Raw genomic sequence first — 22168 nt, 5'->3', positions numbered from 1 at the left:
CCGCCCATCCAGGGGGCGACGCCGAGCCGGCCCGACGCCGATCGCGCCGATTCGCCAACCCGTCGTCCCGACCCCGTCAGGAGCCTGTCCGACATGACCCAGTCCCCCGCCGTGCTTCCCACCGGCCACTCCGGTCCGGTCCGCGTCGGCGAGCGCGCCGCCCGTGTCCTCGTCTCGGAACTCGCCCGAATCAACGAGCCGAAGGCTGCCCTGCTGGTTGACGCCAGCCCGGAGTCCCCGGTGCTCGCCGCGGCGATCGAGGCGCTACTGCCCGATGACACGCTCACCGTCGTACCGGCCGGATGGTCGGACGCCGGGATGCTGCGCGGGCACGTGGCCGCCCAGGGGCCCTGGGTCGCCGAGCGAGTCCGGGTCGTTGACGCGCTGGCCGAGGCCGAGGCCGCCGCGGTGGCGATCATCGGTGAACCGCTCATCGGGACGGTGGAGGAGACCCGGGCCACCCTCGACGGGCTCGCCATGTACCTCGGCAGCGGAGCCACACTGAGCGTCGCCACACCCGCCACCGGCAAGCGCACCGGCGGCGCGAGCGACGAACTGGACCGCCAGGCCGCGCTGCACGGCGTCGGTAGCGACCTGCTGCTACGCAACAACCCGCCGCTGCGGGTGCACCGACTTCGCTTCAGCCCGGCCGACGCGGCGGCGGCGGTGGGGCTGGCCCCCGCATACCGGCCTTCCAGCGTGCCGCTGACCCGCACGATGCACATCGACAGCAACGGGGTGGCCGCCGCCGGAATCGCCCTCGGGCTGGCGGCGGTGGCCCGCGTCGCCCGGCCGACCTCGAAGCTGTGGTTGCTGCCGGCCCTCGCCGCCGCGCCGGTCGCTGCCTTCTTCCGGGACCCGGAGCGGGAGGTACCAGCGGATCCGTCCGCGGTGGTCGCCTCGGCCGATGGCAAGGTGCTCTCGGTACAACGGCTCTCCGACGAGCGGTTCGGCGAGGGCGAGTGGCTGCGGATCGCCGTTTTCCTGTCGGTGCTCGACGTCCACATCAACCGTTCCCCGGTGGCGGGCAAGGTGGTCGACTACTTCGTGACCGACGGTGGCTTCGCCAACGCGATGAAGCCCGACGCGGAACACAATGTCGCCGCCTACACGGTGTTGGACACCACCAACGGAACGGTGGTCGTGGCGCAACGTACCGGTTTGATCGCCCGCCGAATCGTGCAGCGGGCGCCCATCGGGTCGTTGCTCGCCAAAGGTGAACGGTTTGGGCTGATCAGGTTCGGCTCACGCACCGATGTCTACCTGCCGGCCGATTCGGCCCAACCGCTGGTCGGGCCCGGCGACCGGGTCGTCGGTGGGTCTTCGGTGATCGCCCGCTGGCACTGACCGCGACGGGCGCGGGGCGACGGCAGAAGCTGCGCGGGACGCCGGGAATCCACGGCGTCCCGTCGCGAAACCAAATCAGATGGTACGGCGCTGCCGCAGCCAGAGCACCGGACCGCTGAGCAGGTAGCCCACCACGACCAGGGCGAAGGTAAGCCGGATATCGACCAGCGCACCCACCACCGGAGCCAGCCACACCCAAGGCGGCAGCTTCATCAGGCGAGCGAGCTTCGCGTACGGAAAGCTGGAGACCATCGCGAAGGCGAGCAGGGCCACCCCGCCGAGCAGGACCAGCCCGGACACCGGCAGCCCGATGGCAACACTCAGCGCCAGCATGGCGGCGGCCATGGTGGTGGGCACACCGCGGAAGAACCGGCCGTCCTTCGGCGAGACATTGAACCGGGCGAGGCGAATCGCGGCACAGGACGCGACGAGCGCACAGGCCACCGCGGCGGCGGCCGGCGGCACCGAGCCGGCCAGGGAGGCGTAAACCACGACCGGGGCGGCTAGGCCGAAGGAGCACATGTCGGCCAACGAGTCCATCTGGGCACCGAACGGACTGGCCACGCCGAGTCTGCGCGCGAGGGCACCGTCGAGACCGTCGAAGGCGACGCAGGCGATCAGGCAGAGCGCCGCGGGCCGCACCTCGCCCTGCATGGCCAGGAAGATTGCCAGCATGCCGAGGGTGAGACTGGCGAGGGTGCAGCCGTTGACCAGCGCGAACTTCATCCGCCGAGCCGCCGTCCGCGCACCGGGAAGGAGCGGAATCGAGATCGCCGCCGCTTCCTCCACCGACGGTGCCGCTTCCTCCACCGACGGCGCCGGGACGACAGCAGGGCTTGCCGGGATGGCAGTAGGGCTTGCCGGGAAGATCGGCGCCGCTTGCTCCACCGGCGACGCCGGGACAACGGCAGGGCCCACCGGGACGATCACCTCCGCCTCGGCGTCGTACCCCGGATAGCGACGCTTTGGGAACCGGCGCTCGATCAGCGGCCGGTCACCGCCGGCACGCAGGCCACCATCGTGGCGGCCGGCCCGGACCCACAGCACCTGACGGGCGATCGTGCCGCTGCGCCGCAACGGACCTGCCCATCGACGCCCTGCAGGACGTGGACTGTCTGTCGTACGACGCCGGCGCCAGGGGGCTCTCGGCACGTTCCCTCCATCACCGGATCGGCGCACCGCCGCAATGGCGGGCGTCCGGCTGTCTCGTGCCGGACCTTCTTGGCCCAGCAGCCGCTTTGCGGGGTACACCATCGCACAGGCAAACGGGGCTTGGCGATAGCTGCCGGTGGTACTTAAAACTCCCTTAAACCGCGCGAACCGCCCTCTTGCTCACAACTCGGATCGCATCGCCCGTTACACCGTTAACTCCCGCACCCAAATGTACCGGAGTTCAGCGACGCCACCATGACGAGCGCTCTCTGGCACCCGTAATGCCTTAATTGCGGGGAATCTGCGGGGTCGCATATCCACCTGGTCGCCCCGCACGGGGCCAACACCGAGCCAAGATGGGTCAGCAAAGCCCGGCGACCATCCGGGCAGCGATATCGCTAAGCCGAAGCCCCGTGAGCTCGGCGACGGTAAACCAGTTCGCCCGGGCAGTCGACCCGCCGGTTAGCTCCAGTACTCGCGCCTCGGTCGGCTCATCCACCGCCACCGTGTAGATGGCCCGAACGGTGTGCCAGTCCAACGGGTATCCCTCCGGCCCGACCGCCCCCGGGTGGTGGAGGCTGTCCACCCCGACCAACTCGACGACCCGGCCGATCTGACCGGACTCCTCGACCAGCTCGCGGAGCAGCCCCGTCTCCGGCGCCTCACCGTAGTCGGTGCCCCCGCCGGGCAGGTGCCAGCTGCCAGCCCCCGGGTAGCCCTCCGCGATCAGCGTCAGGAGCACCCGACCAGCGGGGTCGGTGACCAGCCCGTACGCGCCGAATCGGTGCCGTCGAGGGGTCGGCGCCACGGCAGTCGACACCACAGCCGTCGGCGCCGACGGCAGCACGTGGGACAGCTCCGGCGGCAGGGGCGTGCCCGGCAGGCCAAGTAGCTCCGCCGTGAAGGGCATCAGAGGCACCGACGTCGCCGAGCCGGGCGGGAACCACCCCAGCCTGGTACCGCCGCCACCCTGGTCCGCCGGGAGCACTCCACCCGTCGTCGCGGTCACGTCGAACACCAGCCGGTCGGTGTGCAGCCCGGTTCCGGCGGGGAAGGTGGCCACATCGGCTACCGCCGCCCGGACCCCGGCCACCGTCACGGCTAACCCGGTCTCCTCGGCGAACCCGCGGACAACCGCGGCGGCTGGATGCTCGGCGTGCCGAAGCTCGCCGCCCGGCAGCCGCCAGGCGCCCCAGTCCGGGTGCCCGTCCGAGCCCTGTGCGAGTAGCACCTGCCCACGGTCATCCCGCAGTAGCCCGTAGGCCGCCGTCCGCCGCTGCTCCTGCACTCTGCCCCCGCCCTGAGCCGCATCGATAGAAGTTGTCGCCGCGACCCGACAATAGCCCCCGGGAACGCCAGCCAGGGCGGTCAGGTCAGCCGGGCGGCCTGGACTGCCTCGGCCGTCACCTCGGTCAACCTGTCTACCGGGAGGGCGCCCAACTCCTCCTTCGCGAACCAGCGGGCCTCACAGGTGGACCCACCGACATCGATCACGGTAGGCGGGGCGGGGCGATCAACCACGACCCGGTAGAAGGCGCGGACTCCGTGCCAGTCGATCGGGTAGCCCTCCGGACCGAGCGAGGCGGCGTCCCGGTGACTCGCCACACCAAGCAGCTCGACCAACCGCCCGGTCTGCCCGGTCTCCTCGACCAACTCACGGATGAGGGCCGCGCCCGGCTGCTCACCGTAGTCCGTTCCGCCACCCGGCAGATGCCAACAGCCGGCACCCGGATACCCGTCCGAGACCCGGGTGAGCAAGACCCGCTCGTCTGGGTCGGTGACGACCGCGTACGCGGCGAAGCGCTGTGCCCGATGCAGGCCGTCCGGCCCCTCGACCGCGTAGAAGGAGGGGAACTCGGGCGGCTCGTCCGGCACGACATCCGCCGACGAGGCGGGCAGGCCGAGGGCCCGCGCCGTGAACGAGCGCAAGGGCAGCTCACGGGCCTGCTCAAGGGTGAACCAGCGAGCCAGGTCGGTGGGCTGATCAGCACGGTCGGCGAGCGTCCCGCCCCGCACCGACACCTGGTAGAGCAGACGGTCAGTGTGGATCGTGATGCCCCGCTCAGGCAACGCTCGCATGTCGGCGAGCACGTCGGTGAGGGTGGCGACACTGACCGACAGCCCAGTCTCCGCGGCGGTCTCCCGCACGACCGTGTCGCAGGGGTCCTCGCCATGGTCGACCGCGCCCCCGGGCAGCGACCACGTACCGGGTGTCCCGGAACGCTGCGAGGCGCGGACCAGCAGCACCTGACCGACAGAATTAGTACAAACCGCGTACGCCGCAATCCTACGAAGCGGCTCCAGCATGAGGGTCACAGAGCTAAATTCTCCCCGCTCCCCGCCACCAACGTCGAAAAGGGTCGGATTCATGACTCTCAGCTCGCGGGCGAGGGGCAGATCAGGGTAAGGCCCCGGGAAATCACCGAGGTCGACCGGAGTGGGACGACGCACCATGAGGACATGACAAACACCGGAACTTTGCAGCCGCCGTACAAGCAACTCCGTCGCCCTACCACCGACCGAATGATCGCCGGGGTGGCCAGTGGCATCGGCCGCTACTGCAACGTCGACCCCACGCTGATTCGGGTCATCTTCGCGGTAACCGTCCTGTTCACCGGCGGAATCGCAGTGCTCGCGTACCCGATCATGTGGTTCCTGATTCCGGCGGAGCCGGTGGGCACGCCGGCCTGGCCGCACCCGGCGACACCCGGGCCGACCACCACCGCACAGGCCTGGCCGCACCCAGCGGCACCCGGGCCGACCACCACTGCCCCCACCTGGCCGGGCCCGGGGCCTCAGCCGCCGGCTACTCCCGCCAGATGAGCGCGACTTACTCCCACTCGATGGTGCCCGGCGGCTTGCTGGTGACATCCAGAGCCACCCGGTTCACCTCGGCGACCTCGTTGGTGATCCGGGTGGAGATCCGGGCGATCAGGTCATACGGCAGCCTCGACCAGTCGGCCGTCATCGCGTCCTCGCTGGAGACCGGGCGCAGCACCACGGGATGCCCGTAGCTGCGTCCGTCTCCCTGCACGCCCACACTGCGCACGTCGGCCAGGAGGACCACCGGGAACTGCCACACACCCCGGTCCAGGCCAGCAGCGCTGAGCTCCTGCCGGGCAATGAAGTCGGCCCGGCGGAGCACGTCGAGCCGCTCGTGGTCCACCGCGCCGATGATCCGGATCGCGAGCCCCGGCCCAGGGAACGGGTGCCGCCAGACCATCGCCTCCGGCAGGCCCAGCTGCAGGCCGAGCGCGCGAACCTCGTCCTTGAAGAGCGTACGCAGCGGCTCGACCAGGGAGAATCCGAGATCTTCCGGAAGCCCGCCGACGTTGTGATGGCTCTTAATGCTGGCCGTGCCCGCACCGCCACCGGACTCCACCACGTCCGGATAGAGGGTGCCCTGCACCAGGAACTCCACGTCGCCGTGGGCGGCGATGTCCCGGGCAGCGGCCTCAAAAGTCCGAATGAACTCCCGACCGATGATCTTGCGCTTCCGCTCCGGATCGGTCACCCCGGCCAGCGCGGTCAGGAACTGATCCGCCGCGTCAACCACCCGTAGCTTGATTCCAGTGGCGGCGACGTAGTCCTTCTCCACCTGCTCGGCCTCACCCGCCCGCAGCAGACCATGATCAACGAAGACGCAGGTCAACTGGTCGCCGATGGCCCGGTGCACCAGCGCTGCGGCGACCGCGGAGTCAACGCCACCACTGAGACCGCAGATGACCTCCTTGGCACCGACCTGCTCCCGGATCCGGGCCACCTGCTCGTCGATGATGTTCTCCGGCGTCCAGGTGGGCTCGATGCCGGCGATGTCGTAGAGGAACCGGGTCAGCATCTCCTGGCCGTGCGCCGTGTGCCCGACCTCCGGGTGGAACTGCACCCCGGCCCGTCGCCCGGCCCGATCCTCGAAGGCCGCCACCGGGGCACCCGCTGACTCGGCGGTCACCGCGAAGCCAGCCGGCGCCTCCGTCACACAGTCGCCGTGACTCATCCAGACCGAAAGATCACCGGGAAGGTCGCGCAGCAGCACCCCGGACTCCGGCCGCGGGCGCAGCACAGTGCCGCCGTACTCCCGGTTGCCGGTCTGCGCGACCGTGCCCCCGAGCGCCTGCGCCATCGCCTGGAAGCCGTAACAGATACCGAAGACCGGCACCCCGGCCTCGAACACCCCGGCGTCAATACCCGGAGCATCGGGCGCGTAGACGCTGGACGGGCCGCCCGAGAGGATGATCGCTGCCGGGTCCTTCGCCAGCATCTCGGCCACCGACATCGTGTGCGGGACGATCTCCGAATAGACCCGGGCCTCCCGTACGCGACGTGCGATGAGCTGGGCGTACTGGGCTCCGAAGTCCACCACCAGGACGGGGCGCGGGGTGCTCATGTGCAGCAAGCCTACCCACCGGCACGCCCGACGCCGACCCGGGACCCGAGTCGGCGCAGCGGCCCCGCCAACCGCGCGCCGCCGAGGTCTCCCCGGCGCTACCGCAGGGCACCGGGGGCGTGCGCGGGCACCGCCGGATGACGCGGAACCACCGGGGCCAACCGGACGTACGGGGAGCCAAGCGGAGGGCGGGGATCCGGGTCCCCCTGATTCGGCCAGAACGACATGGCCCGCTCGGCCTGGGCGGTGATGGTCAGGCTCGGATTCACCCCGAGATTGGCCGAGACCGCCGCGCCGTCAACGACGTGCAGCCCAGGGTGCCCGTACACCCGCTGCCACGGATCCACCACCCCATCCTCCTCGGTGGCGCCGATCACCGCGCCACCCAGGATGTGCGCGGTCACCGGAACGTTGAACGGTTCGGTGAGCGAACCTCCCGGCACGCCATTGATCTCCTCGGCCAGCAGCCGAACCGCCCGGTTGCCGGCCGGAATCCAGGTCGGGTTCGGCGCTCCGTGACCCGGTTCGCAGACGAGTCGACGACCGCCGAGCCCACGGCGTAGCCGCGTGGTCAACGAGTTGTCCACCGACTGCATGACCAGGGCGATCACCGTACGCTCGGACCAGTTGCGAACCGACAGCATCCCCGCCGCAGCCCGAGGCTGTCGCGCGAGGGTGCCCAGCCAGCGACGTACCCGGCGCGGGCCGCCGTCGACCAGCAGGGACTGCAGCAGCCCCATCGCGTTCGAGCCCCGGCCGTAGCGGACCGGCTCGATGTGGGTCTGCGGATCAGGGTGGAACGAACTCGTGATCGCCACCCCTTCGGTGAAGTCGACCCCCGCCGCCCGCGCCTGCCGCCGGGGCACCGCCGCGCCGAGAATCGCCTCCGAATTGGTACGGGTCAACGCTCCGAGGCGGGAGGAGAGCCGCGGCAGAACCCCAGCCGCCTTCATCCCGTGCAGCAGGCGCTGGGTACCCAACGCACCGGCGGCGAAGACCACCTGGTCGGCGTGGATCACCTGCGAGCGCCCCCGCAGCCAGGAGCCGGTACGCCGGGTGTGCACCGCGTACCCGCCCCCCTCGACCGGCGCGACGGCGGTCACGGTCGTCAACGGATGCACCCGGGCGCCGCGCTGTTCGGCCAGCCACAGATAGTTCTTGGCCAGGGTGTTCTTCGCGCCGAGCCGACAACCCGTCATGCAGGCGCCGCAGTGCGTACAGCCGGTTCGCTCCGGCCCCGCCCCACCGAAGTAGGGGTCGGGCACCCGCTGCCCGGGCGGGCCGAGGTGCACTCCGACCGGCGTGGCCCGGAAGGTGTGCCCGACCCCCATCCGCTCCGCCACCGCCCGCATCGCCCGGTCCGCCCCGGTGGTTTCCGGGTACGTGGTGACGCCGAGCATCCGCTTCGCCTGATCGAAGTGGCGGGTCAACTCCTCCCGCCAGTCGGTGATGTCCCGCCACTGCGGATCCTGGAAGAAGGCGTCCTGCGGCTCGTACAGGGTGTTCGCGTAGACCAGGGAACCGCCGCCCACCCCGGCGCCGGAGAGCACCAGCACACCACCTGCCCGGCGCCGGCCCGCCCGCAGCAGGGTGATCCGCTGCAGGCCGTAGCAGCCCAGCCACGGCGCCCAGACGAAACGGCGCAGCTGCCAGGAGGTCTGGGGGAAGTCGCCGTCGGCGAAGCGTCGGCCCGCCTCCAGCACCCCGACCCGGTAGCCCTTCTCGGCCAGCCGCAGCGCGGCGACGCCCCCGCCGAAGCCGGAACCGATGACGACCACGTCGTACCGCATAGACGCATCATTACCGACCGGTAGCAATCGCGCCAGAGGCAGCTCAGCCCGATTCGGGGAGAGCGGGTCGGGTGGTGCCGGAGAGCCAGGCGTCGAAGAGATCGTCGAGCTGCTTCCCGGAGACCCGCTCAGCCAGTTCGATGAAGTCGTCGGTGGTGCCATTGCCGTCGCGCCGCTCGGCCGTCCAGGCCCGCAGGATGGCGAAGAAGGCGTCGTCGCCGACCGTCCGCCGCAGCGCGTGTACGGCCAGCGCCCCGCGCTGGTATACGGCGCTGCCGAACATCTGCTCCGGCCCCGGGTCCAGGGCCGGCAGCGACCAGTCCGTCACCCCGTACCGGCCCTCGAACGCACGCTGCACCGACCGACCCTCCTGGTGCTCCGCCCAGAGCCACTCGGCGTAGGTGGCGAAGCCCTCGTTCAGCCAGATGTCCCGCCACTGGGTCACCGCCACACTGTTGCCGAACCACTGGTGCGCCAGTTCGTGGACGACCACATCGAAGTTGGGCCGCCCGCTGAGGAAGAAGACAGGACCGTACACGGGACGGGACTGCGTCTCCAACGCGTACCCCACCCGGTGGTCGGCGACCGCCACCCCGCCGTAGGAGTCGAACGGGTACGGCCCGAAGAGGTCGGCCAGGAAGTCGGCGATCTCGCCGGTACGGGCCAGCGAGACGGCCTCCGGGCTGGTCTCCGCGAGCTGCTCCGGCACGGCGGTGACGATCGGCTTCCCGGCGTGGGTGCCGGTCTCCACCCGGTAGGCACCGATCACCAAGGTGGTCAGATAGCTCGCCATCGGGTCCCGCTGCGCCCAGCGCCAGGTGGTCCGGCCGCCAGCGCTGCTCTGCTCCCCGGGCACCCCGTTGCTGAGCGCGGCGAGCCCGTCCGGGACGGTCACCTCGATGTCGTACGTCGCCTTGTCGCTCGGGTGGTCGTTCACCGGAAACCAGGCGGCGGCCGAGTAGGGCTGGCCGAGCACGATCGCACCGTCCTCGGTGTGCAGGAAACCGCCGCCGCCCAGTGCACCGTTCGGCCGGGTGCCGGGGCGGCCGGCGTACTCGACCGCGACGGTGAAGCGGCTACCCTGGGCCAACCCCCGCGCTGGCGTCACCACCAGCTCGTCACCGTCGTGCCGGTGCCGGGCCCGCTCCCCGTCCACCTCGACCGCCGTGACCTCCAGACCCTGCAGGTCTAGGTTGAACCGGGACAGCGGCTGGGTGGCCACCGCGGTGACCGCCGTCTGTCCCCGGAGCCGGTCGGTGGGCGGGTCGTAGTCGACGGCGAGCCGGTAGTGCTCCACGTCGTATCCCCCGTTACCGGCACCCGGCACATACGGGTCGCCCACGTCGGCAGCGCCCGGGCGGAAGTCGCCGCCCGGATCCGCCGCCGAGCAGCCGGTGAGCAGGGTCGCCGCCACGACGACGGCGAGGCCGGGTCGAACCCGGGCGAAGGTGGAACGCACCGGTCGAGCCTAACCACCCGACCGGCGCGGCGACGCCCCTCCGCGCCGGCTAACGGTCCAGGACCAGGCCGACCTTCTGGAATTCCTTGAGGTCGCGATAGCCACACTTGGCCATCGCCCGACGCAGCCCGCCAAAGAGGTTGAGCTGGCCATCCGGCTCGTCGGCCGGGCCGTACAGCAGCCGTTCCATCGAGCCGACCGGCTCGCTGGCGGCTTCGAAGGCGCCCCGGGGCAGCGACGGGTGACTGGCGGCCGAGTGCCACCAGGCGCCGCCGGCCGGCGCCTCCGGGCAGAGCGAGAGCGGCTCACCCAGCATCACCGCGTCGGCGCCGCAGCCAAGTGCCTTGGCGATGTCACCGGACGTCCGAATATCGCCGTCGGCGATCAGGTGGACGTAGCGGCCACCGGTCTCGTCCAGGTAGTCCCGGCGCGCCGCCGCGGCGTCGGCGATCGCGGTGGCCATCGGCACCCGGATGCCGAGCACCGATTCGGTGGTCGACCAGTCGTCACCGCCGATCCCCACGATCACACCGGCGGCGCCGGTACGCATCAGGTGCAGGGCGGTCTTGTAGTCGGTGCAGCCGCCGACGACCACCGGCAGGTCGAGATCGGCGATGAACTCCTTGAGGTTCAGCGGCTCATCGGTGGTGGAGACGTGCTCGGCGGAGACGATGGTCCCCTGGATCACCAGGATGTCCACCCCGGCGTCGAGGATCACCGGGGCGAGCGCCAGGGTGTGCTGCGGCGAGACGCGTACCGCCACCGTCTGGCCGCCGGCCCGCAGCTCCCGAACCCGCTCGGCGATCAGGTCCGCGCGGATCGGCTCGGCGTACACCTCCTGCAGCCGCCGGGTGTGGTGCGGCCCGGTCGCGCCGGTGCGGGTGGGGCGGGGCGACGGGCCGGTGGCGTCCTCGCCTAGGCTGGCCAGCTCCTCCAGCACCTTCGCCGGGTTCTCGTACCGGGTCCACAGACCCTCCACGTTGAGCACACCGAGGCCGCCGAGCTGGCCGAGCCGCACCGCCGAGGCCGGGCTCATCGTCGCGTCGGAGGGGTGGCCGACGCAGGGAATGCCGAACGGGTACGCGTCGAGCTGCCAGGCCGTTGACACGTCGTCAACGTCCCGGGTACGGCGGCTCGGCACGATCGCGATGTCGTCCAGGTGGTAGCCGCGCTGTGCGGTCTTACCCAGCCCGATCTCGACCACGTCTCGCATGGGGACTCCAGACGGTAGGGGGTGATGGGTCAGCGGGTTTGGTAGTTGGGTGCCTCAGCGACCATCTGGATGTCGTGCGGGTGGCTCTCCTTGAGCCCGGCCGCGGTGATCCGAATGAGCTGTCCGCGCCGGTGCAGCTCTGAAATGCTCTCCGCGCCGGAGTACCCCATCGCCAGGCGCAACCCGCCGACCAGCTGATGGGCGACCTGGGCGAGCGGGCCCCGGTACGGCACCTGGCCCTCGACGCCCTCGGGGATAAGCTTCTCGTCGCTGGTGACATCCTGCTGGAAGTAGCGGTCCTTCGAGTACGACCGGACCTGGCCCCGGGATTGCATCGCGCCCAGCGAGCCCATCCCCCGGTAGGCCTTGTACTGCTTGCCGTTGATGAACATCAGCTCGCCGGGGCTCTCCGCGCAGCCGGCGAGCAGGCCGCCCAGCATCACCGTGTCGGCGCCGGCCACGAGCGCCTTGGCGATGTCACCGGAGTACTGGATGCCGCCGTCCCCGATGACCGGAACGCCGGCCGGTCGGGCCGCCCGAGCCGCCTCCATGATCGCGGTCACCTGCGGCACGCCGACGCCGGCCACGATCCGCGTCGTGCAGATCGCCCCCGGACCGACCCCTACCTTGACCCCGTCCACACCGGCGTCGACGAGCGCCTTCGCCCCCGCGTAGGTGGCGACGTTCCCGCCGACGACATCGACGCGGACATCCTTCTTGATCCGGGCGACCATCTCCAGCACGTCCCGCTGGTGGCCGTGCGCGGTGTCCACGATCAGCACGTCCACGCCGGCGTCCACCAGGGCACGGGCCCGCTTGTACGCGTCCTCGCCCACCCCGACGGCGGCGGCGGCGCGAAGCCGACCGGCGGAGTCCTTGGTGGCGTTCGGGTACTGCTCGCTCTTGGTGAAGTCCTTGACGGTGATCAGGCCCCGCAGCTTGCCGGTGCCGTCGACGATCGGCAGCTTCTCGACCTTGTGCTGGCGCAGCAGGCCGAGCGCCTCGTCCTTGCTGACGCCGACCGGTGCGGTGACCAGCGGGGTCCGGGTCATGATCTCGCGGACCGGCGTGGCCGGGTCGGAGACGAAGCGCATGTCGCGGTTGGTGACGATGCCGACCAGTTGCCCGTCGCCGTCGACCACCGGCACACCCGAGATCCGGTACTGCCCGCAGAGCGTGTCCACGTCCTGGAGGGTGTCGTTCGGGCCGGCGGTCACCGGGTTGGTGATCATGCCCGACTCGGAACGCTTCACCAGGTCGACCTGGAGCGCCTGGTCCTCTATGGAGAGGTTGCGGTGCAGCACACCGATCCCGCCCTGGCGGGCCATGGCGATCGCCATCCGGCCCTCCGTCACCGTGTCCATCGCGCTGGACAGCAGTGGAATGTTCAGCTCGACGGTGCGGGTGAGCTTCGTGCGGGTGTTCACCCGGCTCGGCACGACATCCGACTCGCCCGGCTGGAGCAGCACATCGTCAAAGGTCAGACCGAGTGGAACCACCCGCGCCGAACCGGCGGGCAGTTCCGGCAGGTGACCGCCCAGCTCACCGTTGTCGGCGTCGGTCGGTTGAACTGTGCTGGGCGAATTTTCCACGATTGCTCCCCTGAGCTGCTCGAACGGGCTTCAGCGAGGTGGCGCGGGCGGGCACCGGCAGAAGCCGGGGTAACGGCGCTTCGCCCATCGTACCCATCCACTGGCCGCGCCCCCGCCACCGGCGGGCAGGTCACGTACGCCCAGGGTGGGCAGGTCACGCGGGCCCAGGGCGGGCGGCGATCGAGCGTTGGGTCTACGGTGAGGGGGTGCACGACGAGCCCATCGATCCCTTCAATGGAGAGCCGGCCGATTCGACGGCGGGCCAGCCCGATTCCGGCGACGCTGAGCTCGACCCACTGAGCGACGCCGAGCGGCAGGAGGTGCTGGAAGACCTCGCCGACTTGGAGATCTACCAGGCACTGCTGGCGCCGATCGGGGTACGCGGCCTGGTGATCAAGTGCGAGGATTGCCGGGAGCCGCACTACTTCGGCTGGGATCTTCTTCGCGGCAACCTGCGGCACCTGCTCAGCTCCGGGCACCCCCGGGTGCACGAGCCGGCGTACGACCCCGATCCGGATCACTACGTGACCTGGGACTACGCCCGCGGGTACGCCGACGGGGTGCACGACACCCTGAGCGAGGGCACCGACGAGGAGCCGAACTCCAACCGCTGATCCTGGCGCTCGACCGGGCCTCGGGCCTGATCGACGCCGGGGCCCGGGCGGATCGACGCCAGGTTCCCGGGCGGATCGGCACCGGGGTCCCGGGCGGATCGACCGACACGTCAGCGACGCATCAGGCGACCAGCCCGGCGCGGAAGCCGGCGGCGACGGCGTGGGCGCGGTCCCGGGCGCCGAGCTTGCGAAAGAGTCGTCGGGCGTGGGTCTTCACCGTGTCCTCGGAGACGAACAGCTCCCGGCCGATCTCGGCGTTGCTCTTGCCCTCGGCCATGCCCAGGAGCACCTGTAGCTCCCGCTCGGTCAGCCCGACCGCGGGCCGTGACTCCCGAGCCGGGCCGCCGGCGGGCACCGCAGCGGGCTCTCCCGCCGGGTCGGCGGGGTCGTCGCCGCGCTGCACCGGTACGACCGTGGGCGCCCCACCGGCCCCTTCGGTGGCCCCGGCCGGCCAACCCGACGGTGGGTCGGCGGGAGCCCGGCCGCCGGGGGTTGCGCGGACCGACCCGCCCACCGAGGCCGCGTCCCGCGCCGGGTCGACCCGGTGGCGGTTGGCCCGCCCGGGGGCGGAGAGCAGCAGCAGCGCCTTCGCCACCGAGCTGGTGAGGTCGTGGTCGGCGCCCTGAATCAGCCCCCGGGCGCCCGCGCTGATCGTCGCCGCCGCCGACTCGGACTCCTCGGCTCCCAGCAGCACCACCGCCGCCTGCGGTGCCCGGGCCAGGACCCGGCGGACGAACCCCGCGCTGTCTGGCCGGGTCAGCGCCGTATCAACAAGCACCACGTCGGCGGGGCGTTCGGCGAGCCGCAGCATCACCTCAGGGTCGGAGACGGCGGTCCGCACCGCCCCGGATAGCCCCAGCCGCGCCGCGGCGGAGGTCAGGTGCTGCGCCGCCAAGGGCGTCCGAACGCACACGAGAACCGTACGCACAGTGGTCTCCTCTCCGTCAATGAGCAGACCATGACGGAGTCCGGTCGGGAGGGGGTTCCCGCCAATCCTTCGAACTTTTCCGACAGTTGGGGCATTTGCCGTGAGTTGTCCAAGGTTCCCGATCCTGGGGTGTACGTCACGCCGCCCAGACGACGAATCGGCGCCTGTCGCGCCGCGGGTCAGCCAACCCGCGATGGACACTGACCAACCGGTCGCGCCGCAGGTCAGCCAACTGTGACGCGCACCGTGTGCCAACCGGTCGCGCCATCCGGAGCCACCGGCGTGCTCTGGCCGGTCTGCGTCTCACCGGTCACGTCGGTGGCCCGAACCTGCAGCGTGTGCTCCCCCGGTGTCGCCTCCCACCGCCACGACCACTGCACCCAGGTATCCACCGAGACCGTCGGCGCGAGGTCAGCCTCCCGCCAGGGCCCCTCGTCCACCCGGACCTCCACCCGCCGGATGCCCCGGTGCTGCGCCCAGGCGACACCGGCGACAACCACCTCCCCCGCCACCAGCCGACTCCGCCGACGGGGCGTGTCGATCCGCGACTGGGTCTTCACCGGGCCCTGCGCTGACCAGCCACGCGGCACCCAGTACGCGTCGAAGTCCGCGAAGCTGGTCAACTCCAGCTCAGTGACCCACTTACAGGCCGACACGTAGCCGTACAGGCCCGGTACCACCATCCGGACCGGGAAACCGTGCTCGACCGGCAGCGGCTCACCGTTCATACCGACCGCCAGCAACGCGTCCCGGCCATCCCGCAACACCGCGGTGGGAGTGCCGCAGGTCCAGCCGTCAACCGACCGACCGACAACCTGATCCGCGCCCGGCAACGGATCCGCCTCGGCCAACAGCTCCCGCAGCGGCGCCCCCAGCCAGCGGGCGTTGCCGATCAGGTCACCGCCGACCTCGTTCGACACACAGGCCAACGTGACGTACCGCTCGACCAGCGGCCGAGCCAGCAGGTCGGCGAAGCTGAGGGTGATCGGGTTCCGGACTCGGCCGTGGATGCGCAACTGCCAGGTGGCCGGATCCACCTGCGGCACCACCAGCGCAGTGTCGATCCGGTAGAAACCGGATCTGGGCGTGACGTAGGAGGCGAGCTGGGGAAGATTCAGGTCGGCGCCAGCGGGCACCACGGAGGCCGGCGACGCCGGGGCCGGCAACTCGACCGCCGCGCGGGCCGCCGATACTCCCCGTCGGCCGCTCAGCCACCGGCCGCCGACGCCGGCCGCCCCCGCCGCCCCGAGCAGCAGCCCACTCGCGGTGAGGAACCGTCGCCGGGACTCCGGGCTCGGGCCCACGGCCTGCTCCCGGTCAGCCAGCCCGGCCACCGGCGCACCGGAATCGACCGGTGGGGTGGGGGCGGACCAGGGCCACGGATCCAGCTCCAACGGGCCCTGAATGAACGCCCAAAGCACCAGCCCACCGAGGCTGCCCCCGGCCAGCGCCGGCAGGGCGTCGGCGAGATCCGCATCGGCCCGGGTCAGGGCGGCGAATGTCCCCAACGCCGTGAACGCCGTGACACCGGCCAGCCCGTACGCCAGGTGCCGCCGGGACAGTACGCCGAGCAACGCGGCGAAGCCGGCCAGCAGCAGGGCCGTCCCCACCAGCAGGGCGACCTTGTCGTAGCGCCCGAAGAGCGCGATACCGAACTGTTTGAGTGGCTCCGGCACGGTGTCGACCACCAGGCCGCCGACAGCTACCAGGGGAGCGGAACGGGGGCCGGTCAATACCGCGACAAGCTCCGCCGAGCCGATCGCCACCGCAGCGGCGATCGCCCCGGCCAAAGCGGCGTGGGGACGGGTCGTACTGGTCACGCGGACCAGTGTTTCCAATCTCGGTCCGCGCCGGTAGTCGCCGTCAGCGTTCCGTAAGCAGTCCCGAAAGACGCGTCGGGGCGCATCGCCACTGTGGACGACGCGCCCCGACAGAGCGTCCGGCGTGGGTCAGAAACCCGGGCCGTGCTGGTGACCGTGGCCGTGGCCAGCCGCGGCCGGCTCCGGCTCCTGCGGCTTGTCCACCACAAGGCTCTCGGTGGTGAGCAGCAGGCCCGCGATCGACGCGGCGTTGACGACCGCGTTGCGGGTCACCTTCACCGGGTCGAGAATGCCGGCCTTGGCAAGGTCGACGTACTCGCCCGTAGCCGCGTCCAGGCCGTGGCCCCAGTCCTTGTCGACGACCCGCTGCACCACCACGTAGCCGTCGTGGCCAGCGTTCTGGGCGATCCAGCGCAGCGGCTCGACCAGCGCCTTGCGCACGATCGAGACGCCGACCTTCTCGTCCCCAGTGAGGCCGAGGTCATCGTCGAGCGCCGGCAGGACCTGGGCCAGGGCGGCACCACCGCCGGGCACCGTGCCCTCCTCGACCGCGGCCTTGGTGGCGGCGATGGCGTCCTCGATGCGGTGCTTGCGCTCCTTCATCTCGACCTCGGTCGCCGCGCCCGCCCGGATCACGGCGACGCCGCCGGAGAGCTTGGCCAGCCGCTCGGCGAGCTTCTCCCGGTCCCACTCGGAGTCCGAAGCCTCGATCTCCTTGCGGATCTGGGCGACCCGGTCCTCGGCGTCGGCGGCCTGGCCGCCGCCGTCAACGATGGTGGTGTTCTCCTTGTCGACCACCACCCGGCGGGCGGTGCCGAGCACCTCCAGCCCGACCTGGTCGAGCTTGTAGCCCAGCTCCGGGGCGACCAGCTCGGCACCGGTCAGGATCGCCATGTCCTGCAGCATCGCCTTGCGGCGGTCACCGAAGCCGGGAGCCTTCACCGCGCAGACCTTCATGGTCTTGCGGAGCGCGTTGACCACCAGCGTGGACAGCGCCTGACCCTCGACGTCCTCGGCGATGATGAGCAGCGGCTTGCTCTCCTGGAGGACCTTCTCCAGCAGCGGCAGCAGCTCCTCGATCGCCGAGATCTTCTGCGTGGTGATGAGGATGTACGGGTCCTCCAGGACCGACTCCTGCCCCTCCGTGTCAGTCACGAAGTTGGGCGAGATGAAGCCCTTGTCGAACTGGAGGCCTTCGGTCACGTCCAGCTCGGTGGCGAGGGTGGAGCCCTCCTCGACGGTGATAACACCGTCGCGGCCGACCCGCTCCATCGCCTCGGCGATGAGCTCACCGATCGTGGAGTCCTGCGCGGAGACGGTCGCGACGTGCGCGATCGCCGCCTTGTCCGACACCTCGACGGCCTTGCCGAGCAGCGTCTCGGAGACCTTGGTGGCCGCCGCGTCGATGCCCCGCTTGAGGCCGGTCGGGTTGGCGCCGGCCGTTACGTTCCGCAGGCCCTCCCGGACCAGCGCCTGGGCCAGCACGGTGGCGGTGGTGGTCCCGTCGCCGGCGACGTCGTTGGTCTTGGTCGCCACCTCCTTGACCAGCTGCGCGCCGAGGTTCTCGTGCGGGTCGGTGAGCTCGATCTCCTTGGCGATAGTCACGCCGTCGTTGGTGATCGTGGGTGCGCCAAACTTCTTGTCCAGGACGACGTTGCGCCCGCGGGGGCCGAGGGTGACCTTGACCGCATCCGCGAGGGCGTTGACACCGTGCTCCAGCTGGTGCCGAGCGTCATCCGAGAAACTCAGGATCTTCGCCATGAATGTCCCTTCGAAGCGTCGTCGCCCCGGCCCGGCGAGCCGGACCGGGGCGACGACACTGCTCGGTTACCTACTTCTCGATGACCGCGAGGACGTCGCGGGCGGAGAGCACCAGGTACTCCTCGCCGGCGTACTTGACCTCGGTGCCGCCGTACTTCGAGTAGAGGACGGTGTCGCCGACCTTGACGTCGATCGGCACGCGGTTGCCCTTGTCGTCGATCCGGCCCGGGCCGACAGCGAGGACGGTGCCCTCCTGCGGCTTCTCCTTGGCGGTGTCGGGAATCACGATGCCCGACGCCGTGGTGGTCTCAGCCTCATTCGCCTGGACCACGATGCGGTCCTCAAGCGGCTTGATCGCAACCTTGGTCGCGGTAGTCACGGGCATACCCTCCTGGGGTACTTGGTTTCGTTGCCGACCGGCAAACCGGCCAGCTCAATCTGCCACATGCCACCGGGCGGGGCCGTCGTCGCGGGTGCCGGTCCGCCTGGCGTTAACCTGCCGGGCACCAGGGCCCGGAGGTTGGCACCCTCAGGTCGAGAGTGCTAATCGCAGGTTATTCCTCGGCTAGCACTCCGTCAAGGAGAGTGCCAACGAACCGCCCCACGCGTCGCCCGTACGAGTGAGGGGCCGGCAACACCCCGGCTCCGGCCCCCGCGGACCAGCCGGAAGAATGAGGGGGTGGACCTGGGACAGCTGGCGCAGCTCCGTACCCCCGCGGGGTCAGCAGCGCTCGCGGCGGCGACCGAGGTGGCTGGTGGTGACCCGCTGGCCGCGGCGGCGGCGCTCCGCTCCGCCGGGCTCCCAGCCGACCTGGCCGCGGCGGCACTGACCCAGGCCGAGCTGCGCCGTCGCGCGGTGGGCAAGTTCGGTCCGGCAGCGGCCACCATGTTCTTCACCCGGGCCGGCCTGGAGCAGGCCACCCGCCAGGTGGTGGCGCGGCGACGCGCCGAACGGGTGCGCACCAGTGGCGTCTGTGCCCTGGCCGACCTCGGCTGCGGAATCGGCGCCGACGCGCTCGCCGCCGCCCAGGCCGGGATCCGGGTGTACGGGGTGGAGGCCGATCCACTCACCGCCGCGACCGCCGCCGCGAATGCCGAGGCGACCGGACTCGCCGAACGCTTCACCGTCGAACACCGGGACGCGACCACCTTCGATCTCAGTCGGGTTGATGGGGTCTTCTGTGACCCCGCCCGCCGGGCCTCCGGTCGACGGATCTTCGACCCGAACGCCTACTCCCCACCGTGGGACTTCGTGCTCTCGCTGACCGAACGGGTGCCGCGGACGGTCGTCAAGGTGGCACCCGGCCTGGACCACGCACTGATCCCACCCGGCGCGGAGGCGGAGTGGGTCAGCGTCAACGGTGACCTGGTCGAGGCCGCCCTCTGGTGCGGCGAGTTCGCGACGGTGACCCGCCGCGCGACCGTGCTGCGGGAAGAGCCGCCAACCGACACCGCCGGCCGGAACGGATCCGCCACGCGCCGCACGAGAGTGCACGAGCTGACCAGCTCGCGCGTGGCCGAGGCGCCGGTCGGACCGGTCCGCCGCTACGTCTATGACCCGGACCCGGCGGTGGTCCGTGCCCACCTCGTCGCCGAGCTGGCCGACGCCCTCGACGCCACCCTCGCCGACCCCACAATCGCCTATCTGTACGCCGACGCTCCCACGCCGACCCCCTTCGCCCGCTGCTTGGAGATCACCGACGTACTGCCGTTCTCGCTGAAGCGGCTTCGCGCCCTGCTGCGCGAGCGGCGGGTCGGCCGGGTGGAGATCCGCAAGCGGGGCTCAGCCCTCGAGCCGGAGAAGCTTCGCCGCGATCTGCGGTTGAGCGGTGATCAGCCGGCCAGCCTCGTGCTGACCCGGGTGGACGGCGCCCCCACGGTGCTGGTCTGCCGTCCCGCTCGATGCCTCTGACGAAATCTGCGCCCGGGCCGGCCGGCTTGTGCTCGGTGCCGGCGAGGTCATCGCGGGCCGCGTCGACGGGCGAGAGGTCGACCTCGGGTTCGCCTCGGCGGAGTGGCGCAAGCTCATCGTAACCATGTCCGCGTCTGTGGCGAGACGGCCAGGTCGGACGGCTGTCGGACGATCCCGCCGCTCCGACGTATTTCGCTGCACGGGCGGTTCGTTGCGGGGGGTCTGTGGGTAGGTATCGGAGTGCCTCACGCCTCGTACCCTGGATGATCGTGGATCGCGTGGTCTTTGGTCGTCCGCTGCGTAGTGTCGTCTTCGACGTCGCCGTTTCCGGGGTGGTGGCGTTGTTCGCGGTCCCATCGATCTCGGGTGAGCCGGGTGGCTGGAAGGCCACCTTGGTGGGGTTCGGGATGGCGGCGGTCCTGGTGTTCCGGCGGACTCACCCGTTGGCGGTAACGGCGGTGGTGGCTGCGCTCGCGCTGGTGCAGGTGGCGGTCGGTTGGGGGCCGCGGGCCTATGACATCGGGGTGCTGATCGCTCTTTACAGCGTGGCCAAGTACGCCGACCGACTCCGTTACGGCATCATCGCGGGGCTGGTCGCTGCCGTTGGTGTGGTGCTGGCCGCTCTCCAGTTGGGCGGACCGGCGTACTGGTGGTCGGACGCGCTTGAGCTTGGGGTGGTCACTGGGGCGGTCTGGCTGGTCGGGTTGAACGTGCGGACCCGCCGGTTGTACATGCTCAGCCTGGAGGAGCGGGCCGCGACGCTGGAACGGGGGCGGGAGGCCGAGGCCAGGGCCGCGGTGGCCGAGGAACGCACTCGGATTGCCCGGGAGCTACACGATGTGGTCGCGCACACCATGGCCGTGATGGTCGTGCAGGCAGACGGGGTGCGGTTCACCATCGACCGGGACCCGGCCGTTGCTCGAGAGGCGGCCAAGGTGGTGGGGGACACCGGGCGGCAGGCGTTGGAGGAGATGCGCCGGCTGGTGGGTGTACTGCGGGAGCCGGCAGACGCGGCCGGGTCCGACGGCGTTGTCTACGCGGAACCGGCGCACCGCCGGCCGGCGTTGGTCGGGCTGTCCGACCTGCTGGACCGCTTCCGCGCCGCCGGTGTGGCGGTCGCTTACGCCACGTCGGGTGAGCCGACGGTGCTGTCACCGGGTCTGGAGCTGACCGTCTACCGGGTGGTGCAGGAATCGCTGACCAACACGCTCAAGCATGCCGGGGTGGGCGCGTCCGTCGAGTTGGTTTTCGACTGGTCTCCAGCCGCCGTCGTGGTCCGGGCCGTGGACGATGGGCGCGGCCGGTCGGTGGTCCGTGCGGCACCGTCGGGCGGACACGGCCTGGTCGGCATGCGTGAGCGGGTAGGAGTGTATGGCGGGAGCCTCACCGCCGGCCCTACGTCCGCTGGTGGATGGCGGGTCGAGGCGCGGCTGCCGCTACCGTCGGCACCGCCTGACGCGGGGCAGGCTCTGCCGTGAGCGCGCGGAGTGTCGGGTCTGCGAGCCCCGCAACCACGAACAGAGGTGTGACATGGCCGTCCGGGTGGTGATCGTCGACGACCAGGCGCTGGTGCGGGCCGGCTTCCGTATGGTGCTCGACTCGCAGCCCGATCTTCATGTGGTCGGCGAGGCGATCGACGGCGCGGACGCGCTGCGCGTGCTGGACCGGGTCGAGGCCGACGTGGTGGTGATGGACCTGCGGATGCCTACCATGGACGGAGTGGAGGCGACCCGGCGGATCGTCGCCCGGCCCGCCGACCGCCGGCCCCGGGTGCTGGTGCTCACCACGTTTGACACTGAGGCGGACGCGTTCGCCGCGCTACGGGCGGGGGCCAGCGGTTTTCTGTTGAAGAACGTGCCGCCGGAGGAGCTGCTGGCCGCGATCCGGGTGGTCGCCGAGGGCGACTCGGTGGTGGCCCCGTCGATCACCCGGCGGCTACTCGACCAGTTCGCCGGCCAGCTCGGTCCCGGCCCGGCGCAGGACCCACGGCTCGCCCAGCTCACCGAGCGGGAACGCGAGGTGCTGCTACTGGTCGCCCAAGGCTTGTCCAACGCCGAGATCGCCACCCGGGTGCACATCGCGGAAGCGACCGTGAAGACCCACGTCGGGCGGATCCTAGCCAAGTTGCAACTCCGTGACCGGGTCCAAGCCGTGGTACTGGCGTACGAAAGCGGACTGATCACGCCCGGCGGATAA

18 protein-coding genes are annotated in these 22168 nt (G+C 71.0%); 6 read left to right on the top strand and 12 right to left on the bottom strand.

Features of this window, described 5'->3' with window-relative positions:
• Positions 1-93 precede the first annotated feature (93 nt).
• Positions 94-1347, top strand: coding sequence for a phosphatidylserine decarboxylase (locus B116_RS0104595; RefSeq protein ID WP_027659336.1), 1254 nt, complete (start codon positions 94-96; stop codon positions 1345-1347).
• A gap of 75 nt (positions 1348-1422) precedes the next feature.
• Here the strand turns inward: B116_RS0104595 and B116_RS0104590 are convergent, their stop codons facing one another.
• The 3 genes from B116_RS0104590 to B116_RS0104580 all read right to left on the bottom strand — a co-directional run bounded on the left by B116_RS0104590 (position 1423) and on the right by B116_RS0104580 (position 4815).
• Positions 1423-2424, bottom strand: coding sequence for a CDP-alcohol phosphatidyltransferase family protein (locus tag B116_RS0104590; RefSeq protein ID WP_027659335.1), 1002 nt, complete (start codon positions 2422-2424; stop codon positions 1423-1425).
• A gap of 436 nt (positions 2425-2860) precedes the next feature.
• On the bottom strand, positions 2861-3787 hold the full coding sequence (locus B116_RS0104585; protein ID WP_027659334.1) for an NUDIX hydrolase: 927 nt from the start codon (positions 3785-3787) through the stop codon (positions 2861-2863).
• Between the two features lie 80 nt (positions 3788-3867).
• Positions 3868-4815, bottom strand: coding sequence for an NUDIX hydrolase (locus tag B116_RS0104580; protein ID WP_026321416.1), 948 nt, complete (start codon positions 4813-4815; stop codon positions 3868-3870).
• Positions 4816-4959: 144 nt separating this feature from the next.
• Between B116_RS0104580 and B116_RS0104575 the strand changes: the two genes are divergently transcribed.
• A complete protein-coding gene (locus tag B116_RS0104575; protein WP_027659333.1) occupies positions 4960-5322 on the top strand; it encodes a PspC domain-containing protein in 363 nt (120 codons plus the stop codon).
• A gap of 7 nt (positions 5323-5329) precedes the next feature.
• On the opposite strand, the gene guaA is transcribed toward B116_RS0104575, so the two are convergent.
• The 5 genes from guaA to guaB all read right to left on the bottom strand — a co-directional run bounded on the left by guaA (position 5330) and on the right by guaB (position 12937).
• Positions 5330-6883, bottom strand: coding sequence for a glutamine-hydrolyzing GMP synthase (gene guaA, locus B116_RS0104570; protein WP_018720602.1), 1554 nt, complete (start codon positions 6881-6883; stop codon positions 5330-5332).
• A gap of 98 nt (positions 6884-6981) precedes the next feature.
• Positions 6982-8673, bottom strand: a complete 1692-nt coding sequence (locus tag B116_RS0104565; RefSeq protein ID WP_027659332.1) for a GMC family oxidoreductase N-terminal domain-containing protein — start codon at positions 8671-8673, stop codon at positions 6982-6984.
• Between the two features lie 43 nt (positions 8674-8716).
• The gene (locus B116_RS0104560) at positions 8717-10132 is read right to left on the bottom strand and encodes a M1 family metallopeptidase (protein WP_027659331.1); all 1416 of its coding nucleotides are present in this window, start codon (positions 10130-10132) and stop codon (positions 8717-8719) included.
• Between the two features lie 49 nt (positions 10133-10181).
• Positions 10182-11345 (bottom strand): GuaB3 family IMP dehydrogenase-related protein, encoded by a 1164-nt coding sequence (locus tag B116_RS0104555; protein WP_018720605.1) that lies wholly within the window; start codon positions 11343-11345, stop codon positions 10182-10184.
• Positions 11346-11374: 29 nt separating this feature from the next.
• Positions 11375-12937, bottom strand: a complete 1563-nt coding sequence (gene guaB, locus B116_RS0104550) for an IMP dehydrogenase (protein ID WP_018720606.1) — start codon at positions 12935-12937, stop codon at positions 11375-11377.
• Positions 12938-13143: 206 nt separating this feature from the next.
• On the opposite strand from guaB, the gene B116_RS0104545 reads away from it, so the two are divergent.
• Positions 13144-13551 (top strand): DUF5319 domain-containing protein, encoded by a 408-nt coding sequence (locus B116_RS0104545; RefSeq protein WP_018720607.1) that lies wholly within the window; start codon positions 13144-13146, stop codon positions 13549-13551.
• 121 nt (positions 13552-13672) lie between these two features.
• Here B116_RS0104545 and B116_RS0104540 read toward each other — a convergent pair whose 3' ends face one another.
• The 4 genes from B116_RS0104540 to groES all read right to left on the bottom strand — a co-directional run bounded on the left by B116_RS0104540 (position 13673) and on the right by groES (position 18445).
• On the bottom strand, positions 13673-14479 hold the full coding sequence (locus B116_RS0104540; protein ID WP_018720608.1) for a response regulator transcription factor: 807 nt from the start codon (positions 14477-14479) through the stop codon (positions 13673-13675).
• A gap of 224 nt (positions 14480-14703) precedes the next feature.
• Positions 14704-16299, bottom strand: a complete 1596-nt coding sequence (locus B116_RS0104535) for a molybdopterin-dependent oxidoreductase (RefSeq protein WP_027659330.1) — start codon at positions 16297-16299, stop codon at positions 14704-14706.
• A 129-nt stretch (positions 16300-16428) separates the two neighbouring features.
• A complete protein-coding gene (gene groL, locus B116_RS0104530) occupies positions 16429-18060 on the bottom strand; it encodes a chaperonin GroEL (protein WP_018720610.1) in 1632 nt (543 codons plus the stop codon).
• A 70-nt stretch (positions 18061-18130) separates the two neighbouring features.
• Positions 18131-18445 carry a co-chaperone GroES gene (groES, locus tag B116_RS0104525; RefSeq protein WP_018222648.1) on the bottom strand — a complete coding sequence of 105 codons (315 nt, stop codon included), beginning with the start codon at positions 18443-18445 and terminating at the stop codon, positions 18131-18133.
• 294 nt (positions 18446-18739) lie between these two features.
• On the opposite strand from groES, the gene B116_RS0104520 reads away from it, so the two are divergent.
• The 3 genes from B116_RS0104520 to B116_RS0104510 all read left to right on the top strand — a co-directional run bounded on the left by B116_RS0104520 (position 18740) and on the right by B116_RS0104510 (position 22168).
• Complete coding sequence (locus B116_RS0104520; RefSeq protein WP_027659329.1) at positions 18740-19972, top strand: class I SAM-dependent methyltransferase; 1233 nt, start codon at positions 18740-18742, stop codon at positions 19970-19972.
• A gap of 263 nt (positions 19973-20235) precedes the next feature.
• A complete protein-coding gene (locus B116_RS0104515; RefSeq protein WP_018720612.1) occupies positions 20236-21450 on the top strand; it encodes a sensor histidine kinase in 1215 nt (404 codons plus the stop codon).
• A 52-nt stretch (positions 21451-21502) separates the two neighbouring features.
• Positions 21503-22168 (top strand): response regulator, encoded by a 666-nt coding sequence (locus tag B116_RS0104510; protein ID WP_027659328.1) that lies wholly within the window; start codon positions 21503-21505, stop codon positions 22166-22168.

Origin of the sequence: Salinispora fenicalii (assembly GCF_000514815.1) — a bacterium.
GTDB lineage: Bacteria > Actinomycetota > Actinomycetes > Mycobacteriales > Micromonosporaceae > Micromonospora > Micromonospora fenicalii.
Note: the sequence above shows the minus strand (reverse complement) of the source record. Positions and strands in the feature narration are given on the sequence as shown.